At 65.6% G+C, this 14,325-nt stretch carries 16 protein-coding genes and 1 riboswitch; of the genes, 7 read left to right on the plus strand and 9 right to left on the minus strand.

Annotation, left to right across the window (positions count from 1 at the left end; translation table 11 throughout):
• Nucleotides 1-124: 124 nt before the first annotated feature.
• From hisS to XH83_RS05845, 3 genes are all read left to right on the plus strand, one after another.
• Nucleotides 125-1,645, plus strand: coding sequence for a histidine--tRNA ligase (gene hisS, locus XH83_RS05835; RefSeq protein ID WP_194406094.1), 1,521 nt, complete (start codon nt 125-127; stop codon nt 1,643-1,645).
• Nucleotides 1,646-1,745: 100 nt separating this feature from the next.
• Nucleotides 1,746-1,949 carry a tautomerase family protein gene (locus tag XH83_RS05840; RefSeq protein WP_008144861.1) on the plus strand — a complete coding sequence of 68 codons (204 nt, stop codon included), beginning with the start codon at nt 1,746-1,748 and terminating at the stop codon, nt 1,947-1,949.
• Between the two features lie 112 nt (nt 1,950-2,061).
• On the plus strand, nt 2,062-2,454 hold the full coding sequence (locus XH83_RS05845) for a thioesterase family protein (RefSeq protein WP_194406095.1): 393 nt from the start codon (nt 2,062-2,064) through the stop codon (nt 2,452-2,454).
• 33 nt (nt 2,455-2,487) lie between these two features.
• Here the strand turns inward: XH83_RS05845 and XH83_RS05850 are convergent, their stop codons facing one another.
• The 3 genes from XH83_RS05850 to XH83_RS05860 all read right to left on the minus strand — a co-directional run bounded on the left by XH83_RS05850 (nt 2,488) and on the right by XH83_RS05860 (nt 5,460).
• Nucleotides 2,488-3,840: an NAD(P)H-dependent oxidoreductase gene (locus tag XH83_RS05850; protein WP_194406096.1), complete on the minus strand. Its 1,353-nt coding sequence runs from the start codon at nt 3,838-3,840 to the stop codon at nt 2,488-2,490.
• Between the two features lie 75 nt (nt 3,841-3,915).
• Nucleotides 3,916-4,755 (minus strand): pyrroline-5-carboxylate reductase, encoded by an 840-nt coding sequence (gene proC, locus XH83_RS05855; RefSeq protein WP_194408178.1) that lies wholly within the window; start codon nt 4,753-4,755, stop codon nt 3,916-3,918.
• Nucleotides 4,756-4,959: 204 nt separating this feature from the next.
• Nucleotides 4,960-5,460, minus strand: coding sequence for a YbjN domain-containing protein (locus XH83_RS05860; protein ID WP_194406097.1), 501 nt, complete (start codon nt 5,458-5,460; stop codon nt 4,960-4,962).
• A 437-nt stretch (nt 5,461-5,897) separates the two neighbouring features.
• Nucleotides 5,898-6,056: riboswitch (FMN riboswitch) on the plus strand.
• A gap of 75 nt (nt 6,057-6,131) precedes the next feature.
• Here XH83_RS05860 and XH83_RS05865 point away from each other — a divergent pair.
• Nucleotides 6,132-6,704, plus strand: a complete 573-nt coding sequence (locus XH83_RS05865) for a 6,7-dimethyl-8-ribityllumazine synthase (RefSeq protein ID WP_194406098.1) — start codon at nt 6,132-6,134, stop codon at nt 6,702-6,704.
• Between the two features lie 110 nt (nt 6,705-6,814).
• Here the strand turns inward: XH83_RS05865 and XH83_RS05870 are convergent, their stop codons facing one another.
• The 6 genes from XH83_RS05870 to XH83_RS05895 form a co-directional block, all read right to left on the minus strand.
• Nucleotides 6,815-7,768 (minus strand): ribose-phosphate pyrophosphokinase, encoded by a 954-nt coding sequence (locus XH83_RS05870; RefSeq protein WP_194406099.1) that lies wholly within the window; start codon nt 7,766-7,768, stop codon nt 6,815-6,817.
• Nucleotides 7,769-7,960: 192 nt separating this feature from the next.
• The gene (locus tag XH83_RS05875) at nt 7,961-8,578 is read right to left on the minus strand and encodes a hypothetical protein (RefSeq protein ID WP_194406100.1); all 618 of its coding nucleotides are present in this window, start codon (nt 8,576-8,578) and stop codon (nt 7,961-7,963) included.
• A gap of 146 nt (nt 8,579-8,724) precedes the next feature.
• On the minus strand, nt 8,725-9,492 hold the full coding sequence (gene pgeF, locus XH83_RS05880) for a peptidoglycan editing factor PgeF (RefSeq protein ID WP_194406101.1): 768 nt from the start codon (nt 9,490-9,492) through the stop codon (nt 8,725-8,727).
• Nucleotides 9,492-10,607, minus strand: coding sequence for a class I SAM-dependent methyltransferase (locus tag XH83_RS05885; protein WP_194406102.1), 1,116 nt, complete (start codon nt 10,605-10,607; stop codon nt 9,492-9,494). Before XH83_RS05885 ends, pgeF begins: the two co-directional genes overlap by 1 nt.
• 20 nt (nt 10,608-10,627) lie before the next feature.
• Nucleotides 10,628-11,473 (minus strand): prolipoprotein diacylglyceryl transferase, encoded by an 846-nt coding sequence (gene lgt, locus XH83_RS05890; protein WP_194406103.1) that lies wholly within the window; start codon nt 11,471-11,473, stop codon nt 10,628-10,630.
• An 8-nt stretch (nt 11,474-11,481) separates the two neighbouring features.
• Entirely contained in the window at nt 11,482-12,219 is a 738-nt protein-coding gene (locus XH83_RS05895) for a dienelactone hydrolase family protein (RefSeq protein WP_194406104.1), read from the minus strand.
• A gap of 179 nt (nt 12,220-12,398) precedes the next feature.
• Here XH83_RS05895 and XH83_RS05900 point away from each other — a divergent pair, with 179 nt between their 5' ends.
• The 3 genes from XH83_RS05900 (at nt 12,399) to pth (ending at nt 14,321) form a co-directional block, all read left to right on the plus strand.
• Nucleotides 12,399-12,662, plus strand: a complete 264-nt coding sequence (locus XH83_RS05900; RefSeq protein ID WP_194406105.1) for an accessory factor UbiK family protein — start codon at nt 12,399-12,401, stop codon at nt 12,660-12,662.
• A 275-nt stretch (nt 12,663-12,937) separates the two neighbouring features.
• Entirely contained in the window at nt 12,938-13,654 is a 717-nt protein-coding gene (locus XH83_RS05905; protein ID WP_194406106.1) for a 50S ribosomal protein L25/general stress protein Ctc, read from the plus strand.
• 61 nt (nt 13,655-13,715) lie between these two features.
• The gene (pth, locus tag XH83_RS05910) at nt 13,716-14,321 is read left to right on the plus strand and encodes an aminoacyl-tRNA hydrolase (RefSeq protein WP_194406107.1); all 606 of its coding nucleotides are present in this window, start codon (nt 13,716-13,718) and stop codon (nt 14,319-14,321) included.
• The last annotated feature ends 4 nt before the right edge of the window (nt 14,322-14,325 follow it).

Consider the following 14,325-nt stretch of genomic DNA (forward strand, 5'->3'; position numbering starts at 1 on the left):
TTTTCTCGCGCGGATAGAGACCCCTCACCCGTCTCGCCGCTTCGCGGCGAGCCACCCTCTCCCACAAGGGGAGAGGGAAAAGGCACCAGTTGCCGCCTCGCGCCCCGGCTGGTAAACGCCGCGCATGGCCGAGAAACCCAAAAAACCCCAGAAACTGAAGGCGCGCCTGCCGCGCGGGCTCGAGGATCGCGACCCCTCAGCGATCCGGGCGACGCGCGAGATGGTCGAGAAGATCCGCGCCGTCTACGAGCTCTACGGCTTCGAGCCGGTGGAGACGCCGGCGATGGAATATACCGACGCGCTCGGCAAGTTCCTGCCCGACCAGGACCGTCCGAACGAGGGCGTGTTCTCGTTCCAGGACGACGACGAGCAGTGGATCAGCCTGCGCTACGATCTGACAGCGCCGCTCGCGCGCTATGTCGGCGAGCGCTACGGCACCGACGCGCTGGTCTTGCCCTATCGCAGCTACCGCGTCGGCTATGTCTTCCGTAACGAGAAGCCCGGCCCCGGCCGCTTCCGCCAGTTCATGCAGTTCGACGCCGACACGGTGGGATCGGCGACGCCCGCGGCGGACGCCGAGATCTGCATGATGGCGGCGGACACGATGGAGGCGCTGGGCATTCAGCGCGGCCAGTATGTGGTGAAGGTGAACAACCGAAAAGTGCTCGACGGCGTTCTGGAAGCCATCGGGCTCGCCGGCGAAGAGAACGCCGGCCGCAGGCTGACGGTGTTGCGCGCGATCGACAAGCTCGACAAGTTTTCCGCCGACGAGGTGCGCAAGCTGCTCGGTCCCGGACGATGGGACGGCGGCGAAGAAGGCAAGGGCGACTTCACCAAGGGCGCCAATCTGAGCGAAGCCGAAGCCGACGTCGTTCTCGCCATCACCAAACCGCGCGAGGATTGGAAAGAGGCGATTGCCGCCGCAGAAACCTACCTCGCCAAGAGCCAGGTCGGCCAGGCCGGCGTGAGCGAGCTGGAAGAGATTGCCAAGCTGGTGACCGCGTCGGGTTACGGTGCGGACCGCATCAAGATCGATCCCTCCGTCGTGCGTGGCCTCGAATATTACACCGGCCCGGTCTACGAGGTCGAACTGCTGCTCGAGACCAAGGACGAGAAGGGCCGCCCGGTGCGCTTCGGCTCGGTCGGCGGCGGCGGGCGATACGACGGTCTCGTCTCGCGCTTCCGCGGCGAGCCGGTGCCGGCCACCGGATTCTCGATCGGTGTGTCCAGGCTTCAGGCTGCGCTGACGCTGCTCGGCAAGCTCGACATCAAGCCGGACTTCGGCCCCGTCGTCGTCACCGTGTTCGACCGCGACCGCGTCGCCGACTATCAGAAGATGGTGGCGTCGTTGCGCAACGCCGGCATCCGGGCCGAGCTCTATCTCGGCAATCCCAAGAACATGGGCAACCAGCTCAAATATGCCGACCGTCGCAACTCGCCTTGCGTGATCATCCAGGGCTCCGACGAGAAGGCGCGCGGCGAGTTGCAGATCAAGGATTTGATCGAAGGCGCCAAGGCGGCCGCCGCGATTGCGTCCAACCAGGAATGGCGCGAGAGCCGGCCGGCGCAGTTCTCGTGCAGCGAAGCCGATCTCGTTGCGAAGGTGCGCGAGGTTTTGGCCCGCCATGACGTAAAGTGGGGATAGCCATTCCGAGAGGCCGTCGCGCCCGGGCTTGTCCCGGGCAGCGACGTCTTGTTTGATGGCGACCGTCAATGGCCGGCGTCCGGCCGCAAGGGAGAGACAAATGCCTGAGATCACCGTCAGCATGGCCGAAGGCCGCACCGACGAGCAGAAGGCCGGCATGATGCGCGACATCACGCAGGCGCTGGTGAAGAATCTCGGCGTCGATGCCGATGCCGTCGTCATCCAGATCAACGAAGCCCCGCTCCGTCACAAGATGAAGGGCGGCAAGACCTTCGTGGAACGCGCGGCAGCGGCGAAGAAGTGACGCGTTAGCGTCATTCCGGGGCGCGCGAAGCGCGAACCCGGACTTTCGTGCCGCAAACTTCTGGATTCCGGGATCGGCGCTATGCGCCGCTCCGGAATGACGAGCAAGCCCCATGGACGCACGCGATTTCATCACGATCGGCATGAGCGCCGAGCGCACGCTGGTGGTGCCGGCGGAGCGCACGGTCGGGCATTTCGTGCCCGGCATGCCCATGGTCTACGCGACGCCGATGATGATCCTGGAAATGGAGATGACGGCGGGCGATGCGATCCGCGCCGCGCTTCAGACGGGCTGGATCACCGTCGGGACCGAGGTCGATATCCGCCATCTCGCCGCCGCCCTCGTCGGCGCGACGGTACGGACCAATGCGAAGGTCGTCGCGGTGGAGCGCCGCGTCATCCGCTTCGAGGTCGAGGCCTTCGAGGGCACGCGCAAGCTCGGCGAGGGCCGCCACGCGCGCGGGCTGGTCAATGTCGAGATGTTCAACAAGCGGCTTGGCGCGTAGCGCTGCGGCCGGGCGCCACCTCGCTCAACCTGCCTAACGTACCGTCGAAGAGGCATAGAACGCTTCCTGCTCCCTGCGGATGCGCACGGCAGGCAGCGTCTCGTCGATTGCCACGTCGGCCCAGGTGATGCAGGCGTCCTTGGCAACCGCTCTGGTCAATCGCACATTGTGCGCAAGTCCGAGCGGCAGATAGCCCTTAGCAAGCGACGTGCCGGCCGGCGTCAGCTTGCCAAAGACGGTGTAGCCGCCTTCTCCGTCGAGCGTATCCCCCGCGCGCAGCTCCTTCTTGGCCGTCGCGGCAACATCGGCGTTGAACGTTGTCGCGACCCCCGTCGCCTCCTTGCGCAGAGCGATCGAGGCCACCGAAATTCCAAGCTCCAGACCGATGAGATGCCACTTCTTGTAGGAGCTCATGTAACGGCCGCTCGGATCAGTGACGACGCTGTATTCCTTGAAGCAGTTGCGGATGTACTCGCTGTCGCCTTCGAAGCAGACCCAGACGCCCTTGCGAATATCGTTGGGGATCGGTTTGCCCTCGGCCGTCAGGCAGGACACGACTTCGACCTGGCCCTTGGATTCCAGCACGCCGCCCTCGGAGCGAGGGCGCATCAGCGTCGGGATGTCGTCGACCGATCCCGGCGGGAATGCGAGGCCTTGCGAGGGCGCCTCCAGCCCGGTTGCGTTCGCGATCGCGGCGGATTCGATCGCCGGCTTGGAGCCGTCGAGGAACGCGTTGAACATTTTTGGATTCATGCCGCCGTGCGCAGCTTGCTCGGCAGTGAGGCCCCAGTGATCCCAGACCGTTTCGGGGGTCGACTCCCGGTAGTGCGGTAGCCACTTGTGGCCGCGGCCCGCTGCGACGACCGGGAAACCGCAGGCCCTTGCCCAATCGACGAGGTCGCAGGCGAGGGCCGGCTGATCGCCATAGGCGAGGCTGTAGATCACCCCGGCTTGCCTCGCTCGTTGTGCGAGGATCGGTCCGCAGAATGCGTCGGCCTCGACCGTCACGTTGATGACAGGTTTGCCGGCAGAAAAGGCGCCAAGGCAGTGTTCCACCGCCGCCACGGGATTGCCGGTGCACTCGGCGATCACCTCCACGGCTTCGCACTTCACCAGCGCTTCCCAGTCGTCGGTCAGAAAGGTCGTGCCGTTCTTGAGGGCATCCTCAAGCGAGAGCGCGGCGAATTGCTCCGGGCGCCAGCCAACCCGGTTCAGGTTCTCGCGAGCACGCGACGGTGACAGGTCCGCAATGCCGACGAGATGGACGCCCGGTGTGCGCAGAACCTGATGAAGGTACATTGCACCGAATTTGCCCGCTCCGATCAGTCCGATTCTGATCGGGCGTCCGCTGGCGTGTCGTTCGAGAAGTTTCGCGTACAGGTTCACGATCGCTCTCCCTTTCGGCAACCGCCGAGCTCGCTTCGCATCGGCCCGCCCAAGTCGGCCCCAAGCACTCCCTGCCTACTTCGCCAATTCCTTCGACCGCTGCGTGGCCGCTGCGATCGCGCGGATCATGAGATCGCGCAGGCCCGGTTCGCCCATCAGCACACCGAGCGCTGCGGCGGTGGTGCCGCCGGGCGAGGTGACGTTCTGGCGCAGCGTGGCGGAAGGCAGCTCCGATTGATGCAGCAGCTCGCCGGAGCCGGCGACGGTTTCGCGCGCAAGCTTGGTCGCCAGCGCTTCCGGCAGGCCCGCCTCGACGCCGGCGCGCGCGAGCTCCTCGGCGAGCAGGAACACATAGGCGGGGCCGGAGCCGGAGACGGCGGTGACCGCGTCCATCAGCCCTTCATCCTCGACCCATTCGACCGAGCCGGTGGCGCGCAGCAGCGCGTCGGCCACGGCGCGCTGCGCGGTGCTGACGTTGTTCGCTGCGACGGCTACGGTGATGCCGCGGCCGATCGCGGCCGGCGTGTTCGGCATCGCGCGCACGACGGCGCCGCCGCAGACGTCCTGGAGCGCAGCGATCGTGGTTCCCGCCATGATCGAGACCACGGAGGTCCTTTCCGAGACGAACGATTTCAGCCTCGCGCCGGCCTCGCGGAACATCTGCGGCTTCACCGCGACGACCAGCGTCTCGACCCGGCCGACCGTGGCTGCGTCGGGATTGAGCGCGACGCCCCTGGTGGCAAGCGCGGTGATCTCGGGCGAGATGTGCGGATCGATCACCGCGACGCGGCGCGGGTCGAGCCCGCCCGCGAGCCATCCGGTCAGCATCGCGCCGCCCATCTTGCCGGCGCCGGCGAGCAGGATGGTGCCGGTGATGTTTTGGAGTGTGCTGTTGTCTGCCACTGTGCTCACCATCAACAAAGGTGTCGTCCCTGCCTGGTGCGCAATTGCGCGCGGGCGCAGGGACCCCCGCACGAGCGCTTGCTCGTCGCGTTACCACGGGCGGTTCTAGTGGATGGAGAGCAGAGCAACAAGCCGCGTGCCCAAGGATGAATCACGCGGTATGGGCCTGGATCCGCGCTTCGCTTGTCCGGGGCGACAGCGGAGAGGAGTTGAGCCCTACGCCTCTCCGACCGTATCGAACATCGCGGCGTCCATCGCCTCGGTCGTGGACTTGCCCGCCCACACCACGAACTGGAACGCCGGGAAATAGCGCTCGCAGGCGTGGATGGCGCCGGCGAGCATGGCTTCGCATTGCGCGGTCGAGGCGGTGAGGCCGCCCGGCAGCACCAGGGCCTGGCGGTGCATCACCATGCCGGTGCTGGTCCACAGGTCGAAATGACCGACCCATAGCTGCTCGTTGACGGCGGCGACGAGCCGCTGCACCTCGCCGCGCCGCGCGAGCGGAATCTTCATGTCGAACGCGCAGGCCAGATGCAGCGCCTCGATCTCGCCCATCCAGGTGAAGGAGAGCTGGTAGTCGGTCCATTGTCCCTTCGAGACAATCGTGAGTTCGTCTTCGCCGGAGCGTTCGAACGGCCAGTTGTTGCTGGCAGCGATGTCCTCGACCACCGCGAGCGGATGGCTTTTGGAATCGATGGTGCTTTCGAGCAGGGACATGCCGTCTCGACCTCTTGCCTTCTTGTTGTCTTTGATACGCACGCGGTTGGGCCCGGCGCGCGCTCCCTAGACGCTACCGCGATCCCTGGAGTCGCTCTCGCGATCCTCGGATCAGCGCGGGCCTTTCGCGGATCAAGTGATGTGATTTGCGGAATCTGCGCAACGGGGTCCCGAGTCCGTCCACAAGCCAGGACTCGTTCGTCCACAGCTCATCTCCGCCACAATTCTTAACGCCGGAAGTCGCTGGTCCCGAGCGAGGAGAACAAATCAGAATCAAACACGCAGGGGCGCCAATCGTTAATTCCGTCCCGCGGGGCCGGACCGCCAAGAGGACCCCAACGCCGGCATGGGACCATGCGATTTGCCCATGCGGAACATACTTGCCGCGCCGCCGCGCCGGCGGCATATTTCCGAACAGGCCGTTCATTCCGGGCGGCCGATGTTCTCAGGGCGGGGTGAAAGTCCCCACCGGCGGTAAGGGCCGAAAGGCCTAAGCCCGCGAGCGCCTTCCGCGAGGGGTATCCCGAACGGAAGGGTCAGCAGATTCGGTGCAACTCCGAAGCCGACGGTTAAAGTCCGGATGAAAGAGAACGGTCGGTGGCAGACGCATCGCAAGGTGCGGCTGTTTGTCGTTCCGTGTGCCCTGATTCTGGTCCTCGAAAAGGAAAGCCATGAATCAGATGTTGCAAGATCCCCAAGTCGAAGCTTCCCAAGTCGAAACTGAAGTCCCCCATCCGCCGGTTCCGCAAGGACCTGCGGCCGAGCACCCGCGCTTCGCCAAACCGCAGCGGGTGGCGTTCGTGCAGGCCTGCTGGCACCGCGACGTGGTCGAGGAGGCCCGCATCGCCTTCATGAAGGAGGCTGCGGCGCGGCACCTCACCCATGTCGACGTGTTCGAGGTGCCGGGCTCCTTCGAGATCCCGCTGCACGCGCAGGTCCTCGCCAAGACGCGGCGCTATACCGCGATCGTCGCGGCCGGCCTCGTCGTCGACGGCGGTATCTATCGCCACGAATTCGTCGCCGACACCGTGATCAAGGCGCTGATGGATGTGCAGCTCCGCACCGAGGTGCCGGTGTTCTCGGCCGTGCTGACGCCGCAGCAATTCCACGAGACCGAGGTGCACTACGACTTCTTCCGCAGGCACTTTGCCATCAAGGGCGTCGAGGTAGCGGCCGCCTGCGCGGAGACGTTGCTGGGCCTCGAACGCTTGCGCGGCCAGGTCGCGGCGGGGATCGTGGGGTAGGTCTGGTCGTTCCGGGGCGCGCAGCGTGAACCCGGAAGCCATTTATCGAAACGGATCGCTGCAAGATGGATTCCGGGCTCGGCGCTGCGCGCCGCCCCGGAATGACGGTGTCAGTCGAACAGGCTCGACACCGACTCTTCCGCCGCCGTGCGCGCGATCGCGTCGGAGATCAGGCTCGCGATCGGCAGGGTGCGGATGTTCGGCGCCTTGGTCACCGCCTCGGTCGGCAGGATCGAGTCGGTGATCACGAGCTCCTTCAGCTTGGAGTTCGTGATGCGGGCGGCCGCGCCGCCGGAGAGCACGCCGTGGGTGATGTAGGCGTAGACGTCCTTGGCGCCCTTGGCGATCAGCGCGTCGGCCGCGTTCACCAGCGTGCCGCCGGAGTCCACGATGTCGTCGATCAGGATGCAGGTGTAGCCGGCGACGTCGCCGATCACGTTCATGACCTCGGACTCGCCCGCACGTTCACGGCGCTTGTCGACGATCGCGAGCGGGGTGTTGATGCGCTTGGCAAGGCCGCGCGCGCGCGCCACGCCGCCGACGTCTGGCGAGATCACCATCGTCTTGGAGAGATCGAACTTGTCCTTGATGTCGCGCACCATCAGCGGCGCCGCGTAGAGGTTGTCGGTCGGGATGTCGAAGAAGCCCTGGATCTGGCCGGCGTGCAGGTCCAGCGTCATGACACGGTCGACACCGGCCTGCGTGATCAGATTGGCGACGAGCTTGGCCGAGATCGGCGTGCGCGAGCCCGATTTGCGGTCCTGCCGCGCGTAGCCGAAATAGGGCAGCACCGCGGTGATGCGGCGCGCCGAGGAGCGGCGCAGCGCGTCGGTGATGATCAGCAATTCCATCAGATGGTCGTTCGCGGGGAACGAGGTCGACTGGATGATGAAGGCATCCGAGCCGCGGACGTTCTCCTGGATCTCGACGAAGATCTCCATGTCGGCGAAGCGCCGCACCACCGCCTTGGTCAGCGGCAGGTCGAGGCCTTGCGCGATCGCCTGCGCGAGAGCCGGATTGGAGTTGCCGGCGACGAGCTTGATGGAGCCGTTTTTGGCCGACATGGACGCTTCCTCCCGCGCTTTGCTGGATACGACGTTCAACATCTCAGATCCCACTGGAAGCACGGTTACAACGGGCGAGGAAATATCAGGCGGGAGGCTGCAATGGCAACCCGGGATGATACGTTTTCCCTTCGAAAATCCTGAGTCGGGCCAACGGCTTGGCCGCAACTTGAGGCCGTGGTTTAGCGGGGGTTATCGCTCGGCATAGCCGAGCGCCGAGCTCGGCATCTCGGGCGCCGGGACGTCCTTGATCACGCTCGCCACCGCCGGTCCCCGCAAGCCTGGGGCCGGGCTAGAGCCATCCGGAGTCCCGTTGATCATGTTGGAAAGTCCGCTGAATCCGGCCTGGGCGATCTTCCGCAGCACGAGGTCGTCGGCGGCGTTCCAGGGATCGCGGCCGCCCTTGGCCGAGGTCGGTTCCTCGCCGGAGAGACGCAGCGCGCGCTGCTGGTTGGCGTCATAGACGTCCCAGACCCAGGCGATCACGGTCTTGCCGCGGACGACCTGGGCCGACAAGTAGCTGCGCACGCGGTACGCGGCCGTCCCCTCGCGGGAGACGACGGACAGGCTGCGCAGCTTGGATTCGCTGTCGAGCACGCCGACCATACGGTCGAATACAGGCGGCGGCGGGCCGTCGATCGATTCGAAGGCGACCGTCGCGCCCGAGCCGGTGCTCGGCGCCATCGCATAGGAGTTGGCGGCGCCGCCGCCACCGCCGGCGCAGCCGCCAAGCGCGGTCGCAGCCGCCAGCAGCATGACCGCCAGCACGCGCGAACCCGCACGGCCCAGGATGAATGACGCGTCCCTCATTATGGAGGGCAGCGATATCGTTAAAATCGGTTAAGGTCTAGGGCAGGGGCGACACAACTCACTGTCGTCGCGTCAATGCACCCGTCATTCCGGGTTCGATCCTGCGGACTGCCCCGGAATGACGATTGTAAAGGTTGCTCTTGTGTTCACCCTTCCAGCGCGATCGCGTGGACGTGGCGGCCGTAATCCGGCTCCTTGCGATGCACCGAGCGGCGATAGCTGAAGAAGCGCTCGTCGGCATAGGTGTCGAGACCGAGATCGTCGATCATCAGGATGCCGGCGGCGTCGAGGCGCCTGCGGATGAAGCCGGCGAGATCGAACATCGCGTGTCCCTCGCGCACCGAGGGGATGAAGAACATGGCGTTGTCCGCATCCGCCTCGATGAAGCGCGCCACGAACTCGTTGCCGACCTCGTAACTGTCCTGACGGATCAAGGGGCCGATCGCGGCGATGATGCCGCTACGCGTGGCGCCGAGCTTCTCCATCGCGGAGATCGTCGCCTCCAGCACGCCGGTGAGCGCGCCCTTCCAGCCGGCATGCGCGCCGCCGATCACGCGCGCATTGGGATCGACGAACAGCACCGGTCCGCAGTCGGCGGTGGAAACGCCGAGCGCAATGCCGGGCGTTTTCGTCACGAGCGCATCGCCCTTCGGCCGCGGTCCGCTCGGCCACGGTGTCTCGGCCACGAGCACGTCGGGCGAGTGGATCTGGTGCAGGCTGATGAAGCGGTCCGCGGCGACGCCGACATGCTCGGCCATGCGGCGGCGGTTCTCCGCGACCAGGTCCTGATCGTCGTTGGAGCCGAGCCCGCCGTTCAGCGCGGCATAGATGCCGCTTGAGACGCCGCCTTCACGGGTGAAGAAGGCATGGCGCAGGCCGGGCACCGCGGCGAGCAGCGAGGACGTGACCGTCATCAATCGTCTCCGGCCTGTTCGAGATCGCTGAGGCCGGCAATGCCCGTCAGCCGCGGCTCGGAGATGCCGAGCACCTTGAACATCGAGCCCATGCCACTGCGCCCGGTGTCCGTCAGGCGCTTGAGCGCGATCGAAATGTCGGTGCCCACTTCCGGTGTTGCCTTCTGCATCAGGGCGGCCGCCCTCGTATCGATGCCGATCCGCTTCAGGAAGTCGCCTTGCGTCACCGGTCCGTGCACGCGGGCGCCGACATCCTCGGCCGCGCGCGCCAGCGCCTGGAAGTCAACATGGGCGGTGACGTCGGCCAGGCCCGGCGCCTTCAGGGGGTCGGCGAAGGTGTGGCGTGCAATCGCCTGGAAGGTGTCGCCGGCATCGCTGCGCAAATGGCCGTAGTCGATGATCAGGGCCGCGCCGTCCTGGTCGCGCACGCGCGTGGCGAGCTTCATGATCTCGCCGTCGGGCCGCCATTCGAATACGGCGCCGACAGGCGCGGCGCGCACCAGGGGCGGCAGCAGCACGTCGAAGCGCGGCGTCGGCTCCGGCGCCGCGCCGAATTGAAGCTTTCCGTTGGGATCGATCTCGATCACGCGCTCGTGCCAGCCGTTCTCGAGACGGACCATCTGGTGGATCGGCAGCACGTCGAAATATTCGTTGGCGAGGATGATACTCGGTCCCTCAGGCACGTCGTCGATGCTGTCGTGCCAGGTGATGTTGCGCACGGCGGACAGCGTCGCGCCCTGCCGCTCGCGCAGCACGGGATTGACCTCGACCATGTGGATATGGAGCGCCTGGTAGAGCGGCGGCAGCACGCGCAGTGCACGCAGCGCATCCGCCATCATGGTGCCGCGGCCGGGGCCGAGCTCGATCAGCCGCAAGAATTGCGGCGAGCCCATCTGCTTCCACACCGAGGCCGTCCACAGGCCCAAGAGCTCGCCGAACATCTGGCTGACCTCGGGCGCGGTGGTGAAGTCGCCCTCACGTCCGAGCGGATCGCGCGAGAGGTAATAGCCATAGCGCGGATGCATCAGGCACAGTTCCATGTAGCGCCAGACCGGCATGGGGCCTGAGGCTTTGATCAATGCCTTGATCTCGTTGAGTAAGGGCTGGTCGGTCACGGCCATCTTCTCGAAATGAATTAACGAATAGCCTCAATGGGCTTCGGCGCACCGCGCCTGACGGCCAATACAATAAGGACGAGGCCGACGATAAGCATCGGGATCGACAGCAGCATGCCCATGGTTAATCCGCCCCAGAGGAAGCCGAGCTGGGCGTCGGGTTCGCGGAAATGCTCGCCGATGATCCGGGTCAGGCCGTAGATCAGGATGAAGCTGCCGAGGATCATGCCGGGCCGCTTCAGCGCGCCAAGGCGGATCATGATCGCAAGCACCGTGAACAGCAGGATGCCTTCCATGCCGGCCTCGTAGAGCTGGCTCGGATGTCGCGGCAACTGCGTCGGATCGTTGGGAAAGATCATCGCCCAGGGCAGGCTCGCATCGGTGGCGCGGCCCCACAGCTCGCCGTTGATGAAATTGGCGAGCCGCCCGAGCAGCAGCCCGACCGGGGCGACAGCAGTCGTGATATCGCCGAGCGACAGGATCGGAATCTTGTTGCGGTAGGCGAACCACATCACCGCGACGACGCAGCCGAGGAAGCCGCCATGGAAGGACATGCCGCCCTCCCACAATCTGAAGATCGCCGCCGGATGGTCGATGAAGAAGGGAAGGTTGTAGAACAGCACGTAGCCGGTGCGGCCTCCGAGAATGATGCCGAGCGTGACCCAGAGGATGAAGTCGTCGACCTGGAGCAGCGAGATCGGCGCGGGGCCGCCCCACAGGCGTTCGTTCTTCAGCAGCGAACGCGCATAGAGCCAGCCGAACACGATGCCGCAGATGTAGGCGAGCGCATACCAGCGGATCGCGAACGGACCAATCTCGAGCGCGATCGGCTTGAAGGCGGGGAAGTCGATGAGCAAAAAGGGCATCGCGCCTTCTATACCTGGACGAGATTGCGGCGATAGAGCGCCAGCAGACGCTCCCAATGCCGCTCGGCAGCGTCGCGGTCATAGACCGGGCGCTTGGGGAAGGCGAAGCCGTGATGCGTGCCGGGATAGATTTCGACCTCGGCTTTCGCGCCTTTCATGCCCTCTTTGACCTTCTCGATGATCTCCGGCGGCGCATAGACGTCGGTCTCCGCGCAGCCGAAATAGAGTTCGGCCTTGGTCTTGCTTGCGGCGAGATGCGGGCTGTCGTCCTGATCGGTCGCGAGCTGCACGCCGTAGATCGAGGCGGCCGCTTTGACATTCGCAGGGAAGTGCGTCGCGGCGTTGATGGCGTAGCGGCCGCTCATGCAGTAGCCGACGGTGCCGACCAGCCTGGTGTTCGCTTCCGCCTGGCCCTCGGCATAGGTGAGCAGCGCTCGCGTGTCGTCCATGATCATGGGAATCGTGAGCGAGCCCATCAGCTGGAACATGCGCTTTCGCTCCGGCGCGTTCGGGTCGGCCGGCAGCGCACCGAGCTCCATCACGCCGGAGCGGTAGTACAAGTTCGGCAGCATCACGTAATAGCCGGACGTCGCGAGCCGGCGTGCCATGTCGCGCAGCTCTTCGCGGATCGCCGGCGCATCCATGTAGAACAGGATGACCGGAAACGGCCCACCGCGTTCGGGATGGCTGATGAAGGTTGCGGTGTGGCCGTCCTTGGTGGGGATCGCGATCTGCTGGTCGATCATCTGTTCGATCTTTTACTTGCGCCTTGTGATTCTTCTTATGCAGGGACGTCGAATACGATTGCAAGGAAACCGGGTCATGACAAGGATACCGCCGATGGGCACTTGAACGGCCTCGCGCGGATTGCCATTGTCTTTCCGAGCGTTCGCGTAAAGTTTATCTGATCTGCCAGGAGGCCGAAATGACCCAGACCAACAACCGGTTTTTCGACGAGATCGGCCGCCTGATGAACGATGCCGCAGGCGCCGCCCAGGGCGTCAAGCGCGAGTTCGACACGGTGATGCGGACCCAAGCCGAGAAATTCCTGCGCGACATGGATCTGGTCAAGCGCGAGGAGTTCGAGGCGGTCAAGGACATGGCGCGCCTGGCGCGTGAGGAGAACGAGGCGCTGAAGGCACGCATCGCGGCGCTGGAGGCGAAGCTGGCGGGCGCGCCGACGTCCTGACCGGCGTCGTTCCGGGGCGGTCCGCAGGACCGAACCCGGAACCTCGAGATTCTCAGGTGCGCAATTGCGCACCATCGTTCGGCCGCTGCCGCGATCGCCCCGGAATGACGGCAGATCCGGGACCTTCCGCCAGCCCATTCTCCTTGTCATTTCCGCATCTTCCGGGTAAAAGCCCGCCAAGTTCGTGGCCCCCGCACCCCTGGAGGCTTGCTGCGAGCTATGCCATGGGCCGCGCTGCGGCCCATTAACTTTTGCAAAAACAAGGACTTAACGACATGGCGACGACCGTCAAGGAATTGAAGGCGACCGCACGTCCGAAGAGCGGCAAGGGGGCCGCCCGGGCTGAGCGTCGCGCCGGGCGCGTGCCCGGAGTGATCTATGGCAACAACCAGCCCCCCGTCACGATCTCGATCGAAGATCGCGAACTGCGCCAGCGCATCCTCGCCGGCCGGTTCCTGACCACGCTGGTGGACATCGATCTCGAGGGCAAGAAGCACCGCGTGATTCCGCGCGACTATCACCTCGATCCGGTCAAGGACTTCCCGATCCATGTCGACTTCATGCGGCTCGGCGAAGGCGCCACCATCCGCATCAGCGTGCCGCTGCATGTCGTGAAGGCGGAAACCTCCCCGGGCGTGAAGCGCGGCGGTACCGTCAACATCGTCGCCCACGCGATCGAGCTCGAATGCGGCGTCGAGAGCATTCCGCAGTACATCGAGGCCGATGTCGGCGCGCTGGAAATCGGTCACTCGCTGCATCTGGCGGACGTCAAGCTGCCGGCCGGCGTGAAGGCGCTGACCCGCGAGGACGCGACCCTCGTCACCATCGTGCCGCCGTCCGGCTACGCCGAAGAGCAGAAGGCCGCGGCTGCGGCTGCTGCTCCTGGCGCTGCTGCGGCTGCTCCGGCGGCTGGCGCTGCGGCTCCGGCTGCGGGTGCTGCTGCACCGGCTGCTGCTGCCAAGGCTCCCGCCGGCGGCGACAAGAAGAAGTAATCTCTCGAAGGAGCTGGCGCGCGGTCCCTGATCGCGCGCTGGCTGAGGGGCGCGCCGCGTCATGCGACTCTTTGTTGGGCTCGGCAATCCCGGCGCGAAATACGCACGTAACCGGCACAATATCGGCTTCATGGCGGTCGACGAGATCGCGCGCCGTCACAGCTTTGCGCCGTGGCGCCGCCGCTTTCAGGGCGAGACCTCGGAAGGCACGCTCGGCACGGAGCGCGTGATCCTGCTCAAGCCGACGACCTACATGAACGAGTCCGGCCGCGCCGTGCAGGAAGCTGCAAACTTCTTCAAGATCGCGCCTGGCGACGTCACCGTGTTCCATGACGAACTCGAGCTGCCGCCGGGCAAGGTGCGGGTGAAGATCGGCGGCGGCATCGCCGGCCACAACGGCCTGCGCTCGATCTCGGCGCATATCGGCAACGATTATCGCCGCGTGCGCCTCGGCATCGGTCATCCCGGCGTCAAGGAACTGGTGCACGGCCACGTGCTGTCGGACTTCGCCAAGGCCGACAATGACTGGGTGGCGACGCTGTGTGAGGCGGTGGCCGAGCACGCAGGCCTGGTCGCCAAGGGCACGGACGCGACCTTCGCCAACAGGGTGCATCTTGCGATGCAGGCGAAGGGATTTTTGACCAAGGACGACAACGGCAAGGAATAACGCT

The organism is Bradyrhizobium sp. CCBAU 53351, assembly GCF_015291745.1.
Taxonomy (GTDB): Bacteria; Pseudomonadota; Alphaproteobacteria; order Rhizobiales; family Xanthobacteraceae; genus Bradyrhizobium.

Coding starts and splice junctions, on each gene's coding strand:
- hisS (WP_194406094.1), top strand. CDS start 125: ATGGCCGAGAAACCCAAAAAACCCCAGAAACTGAAGGCGCGCCTGCCG.
- XH83_RS05840 (WP_008144861.1), top strand. CDS start 1,746: ATGCCTGAGATCACCGTCAGCATGGCCGAAGGCCGCACCGACGAGCAG.
- XH83_RS05845 (WP_194406095.1), top strand. CDS start 2,062: ATGGACGCACGCGATTTCATCACGATCGGCATGAGCGCCGAGCGCACG.
- proC (WP_194408178.1), bottom strand. CDS start 4,755: ATGGTGAGCACAGTGGCAGACAACAGCACACTCCAAAACATCACCGGC.
- XH83_RS05860 (WP_194406097.1), bottom strand. CDS start 5,460: ATGTCCCTGCTCGAAAGCACCATCGATTCCAAAAGCCATCCGCTCGCG.
- XH83_RS05865 (WP_194406098.1), top strand. CDS start 6,132: ATGAATCAGATGTTGCAAGATCCCCAAGTCGAAGCTTCCCAAGTCGAA.
- XH83_RS05870 (WP_194406099.1), bottom strand. CDS start 7,768: ATGTCGGCCAAAAACGGCTCCATCAAGCTCGTCGCCGGCAACTCCAAT.
- XH83_RS05875 (WP_194406100.1), bottom strand. CDS start 8,578: ATGAGGGACGCGTCATTCATCCTGGGCCGTGCGGGTTCGCGCGTGCTG.
- pgeF (WP_194406101.1), bottom strand. CDS start 9,492: ATGACGGTCACGTCCTCGCTGCTCGCCGCGGTGCCCGGCCTGCGCCAT.
- lgt (WP_194406103.1), bottom strand. CDS start 11,473: ATGCCCTTTTTGCTCATCGACTTCCCCGCCTTCAAGCCGATCGCGCTC.
- XH83_RS05895 (WP_194406104.1), bottom strand. CDS start 12,219: ATGATCGACCAGCAGATCGCGATCCCCACCAAGGACGGCCACACCGCA.
- XH83_RS05900 (WP_194406105.1), top strand. CDS start 12,399: ATGACCCAGACCAACAACCGGTTTTTCGACGAGATCGGCCGCCTGATG.
- XH83_RS05905 (WP_194406106.1), top strand. CDS start 12,938: ATGGCGACGACCGTCAAGGAATTGAAGGCGACCGCACGTCCGAAGAGC.
- pth (WP_194406107.1), top strand. CDS start 13,716: ATGCGACTCTTTGTTGGGCTCGGCAATCCCGGCGCGAAATACGCACGT.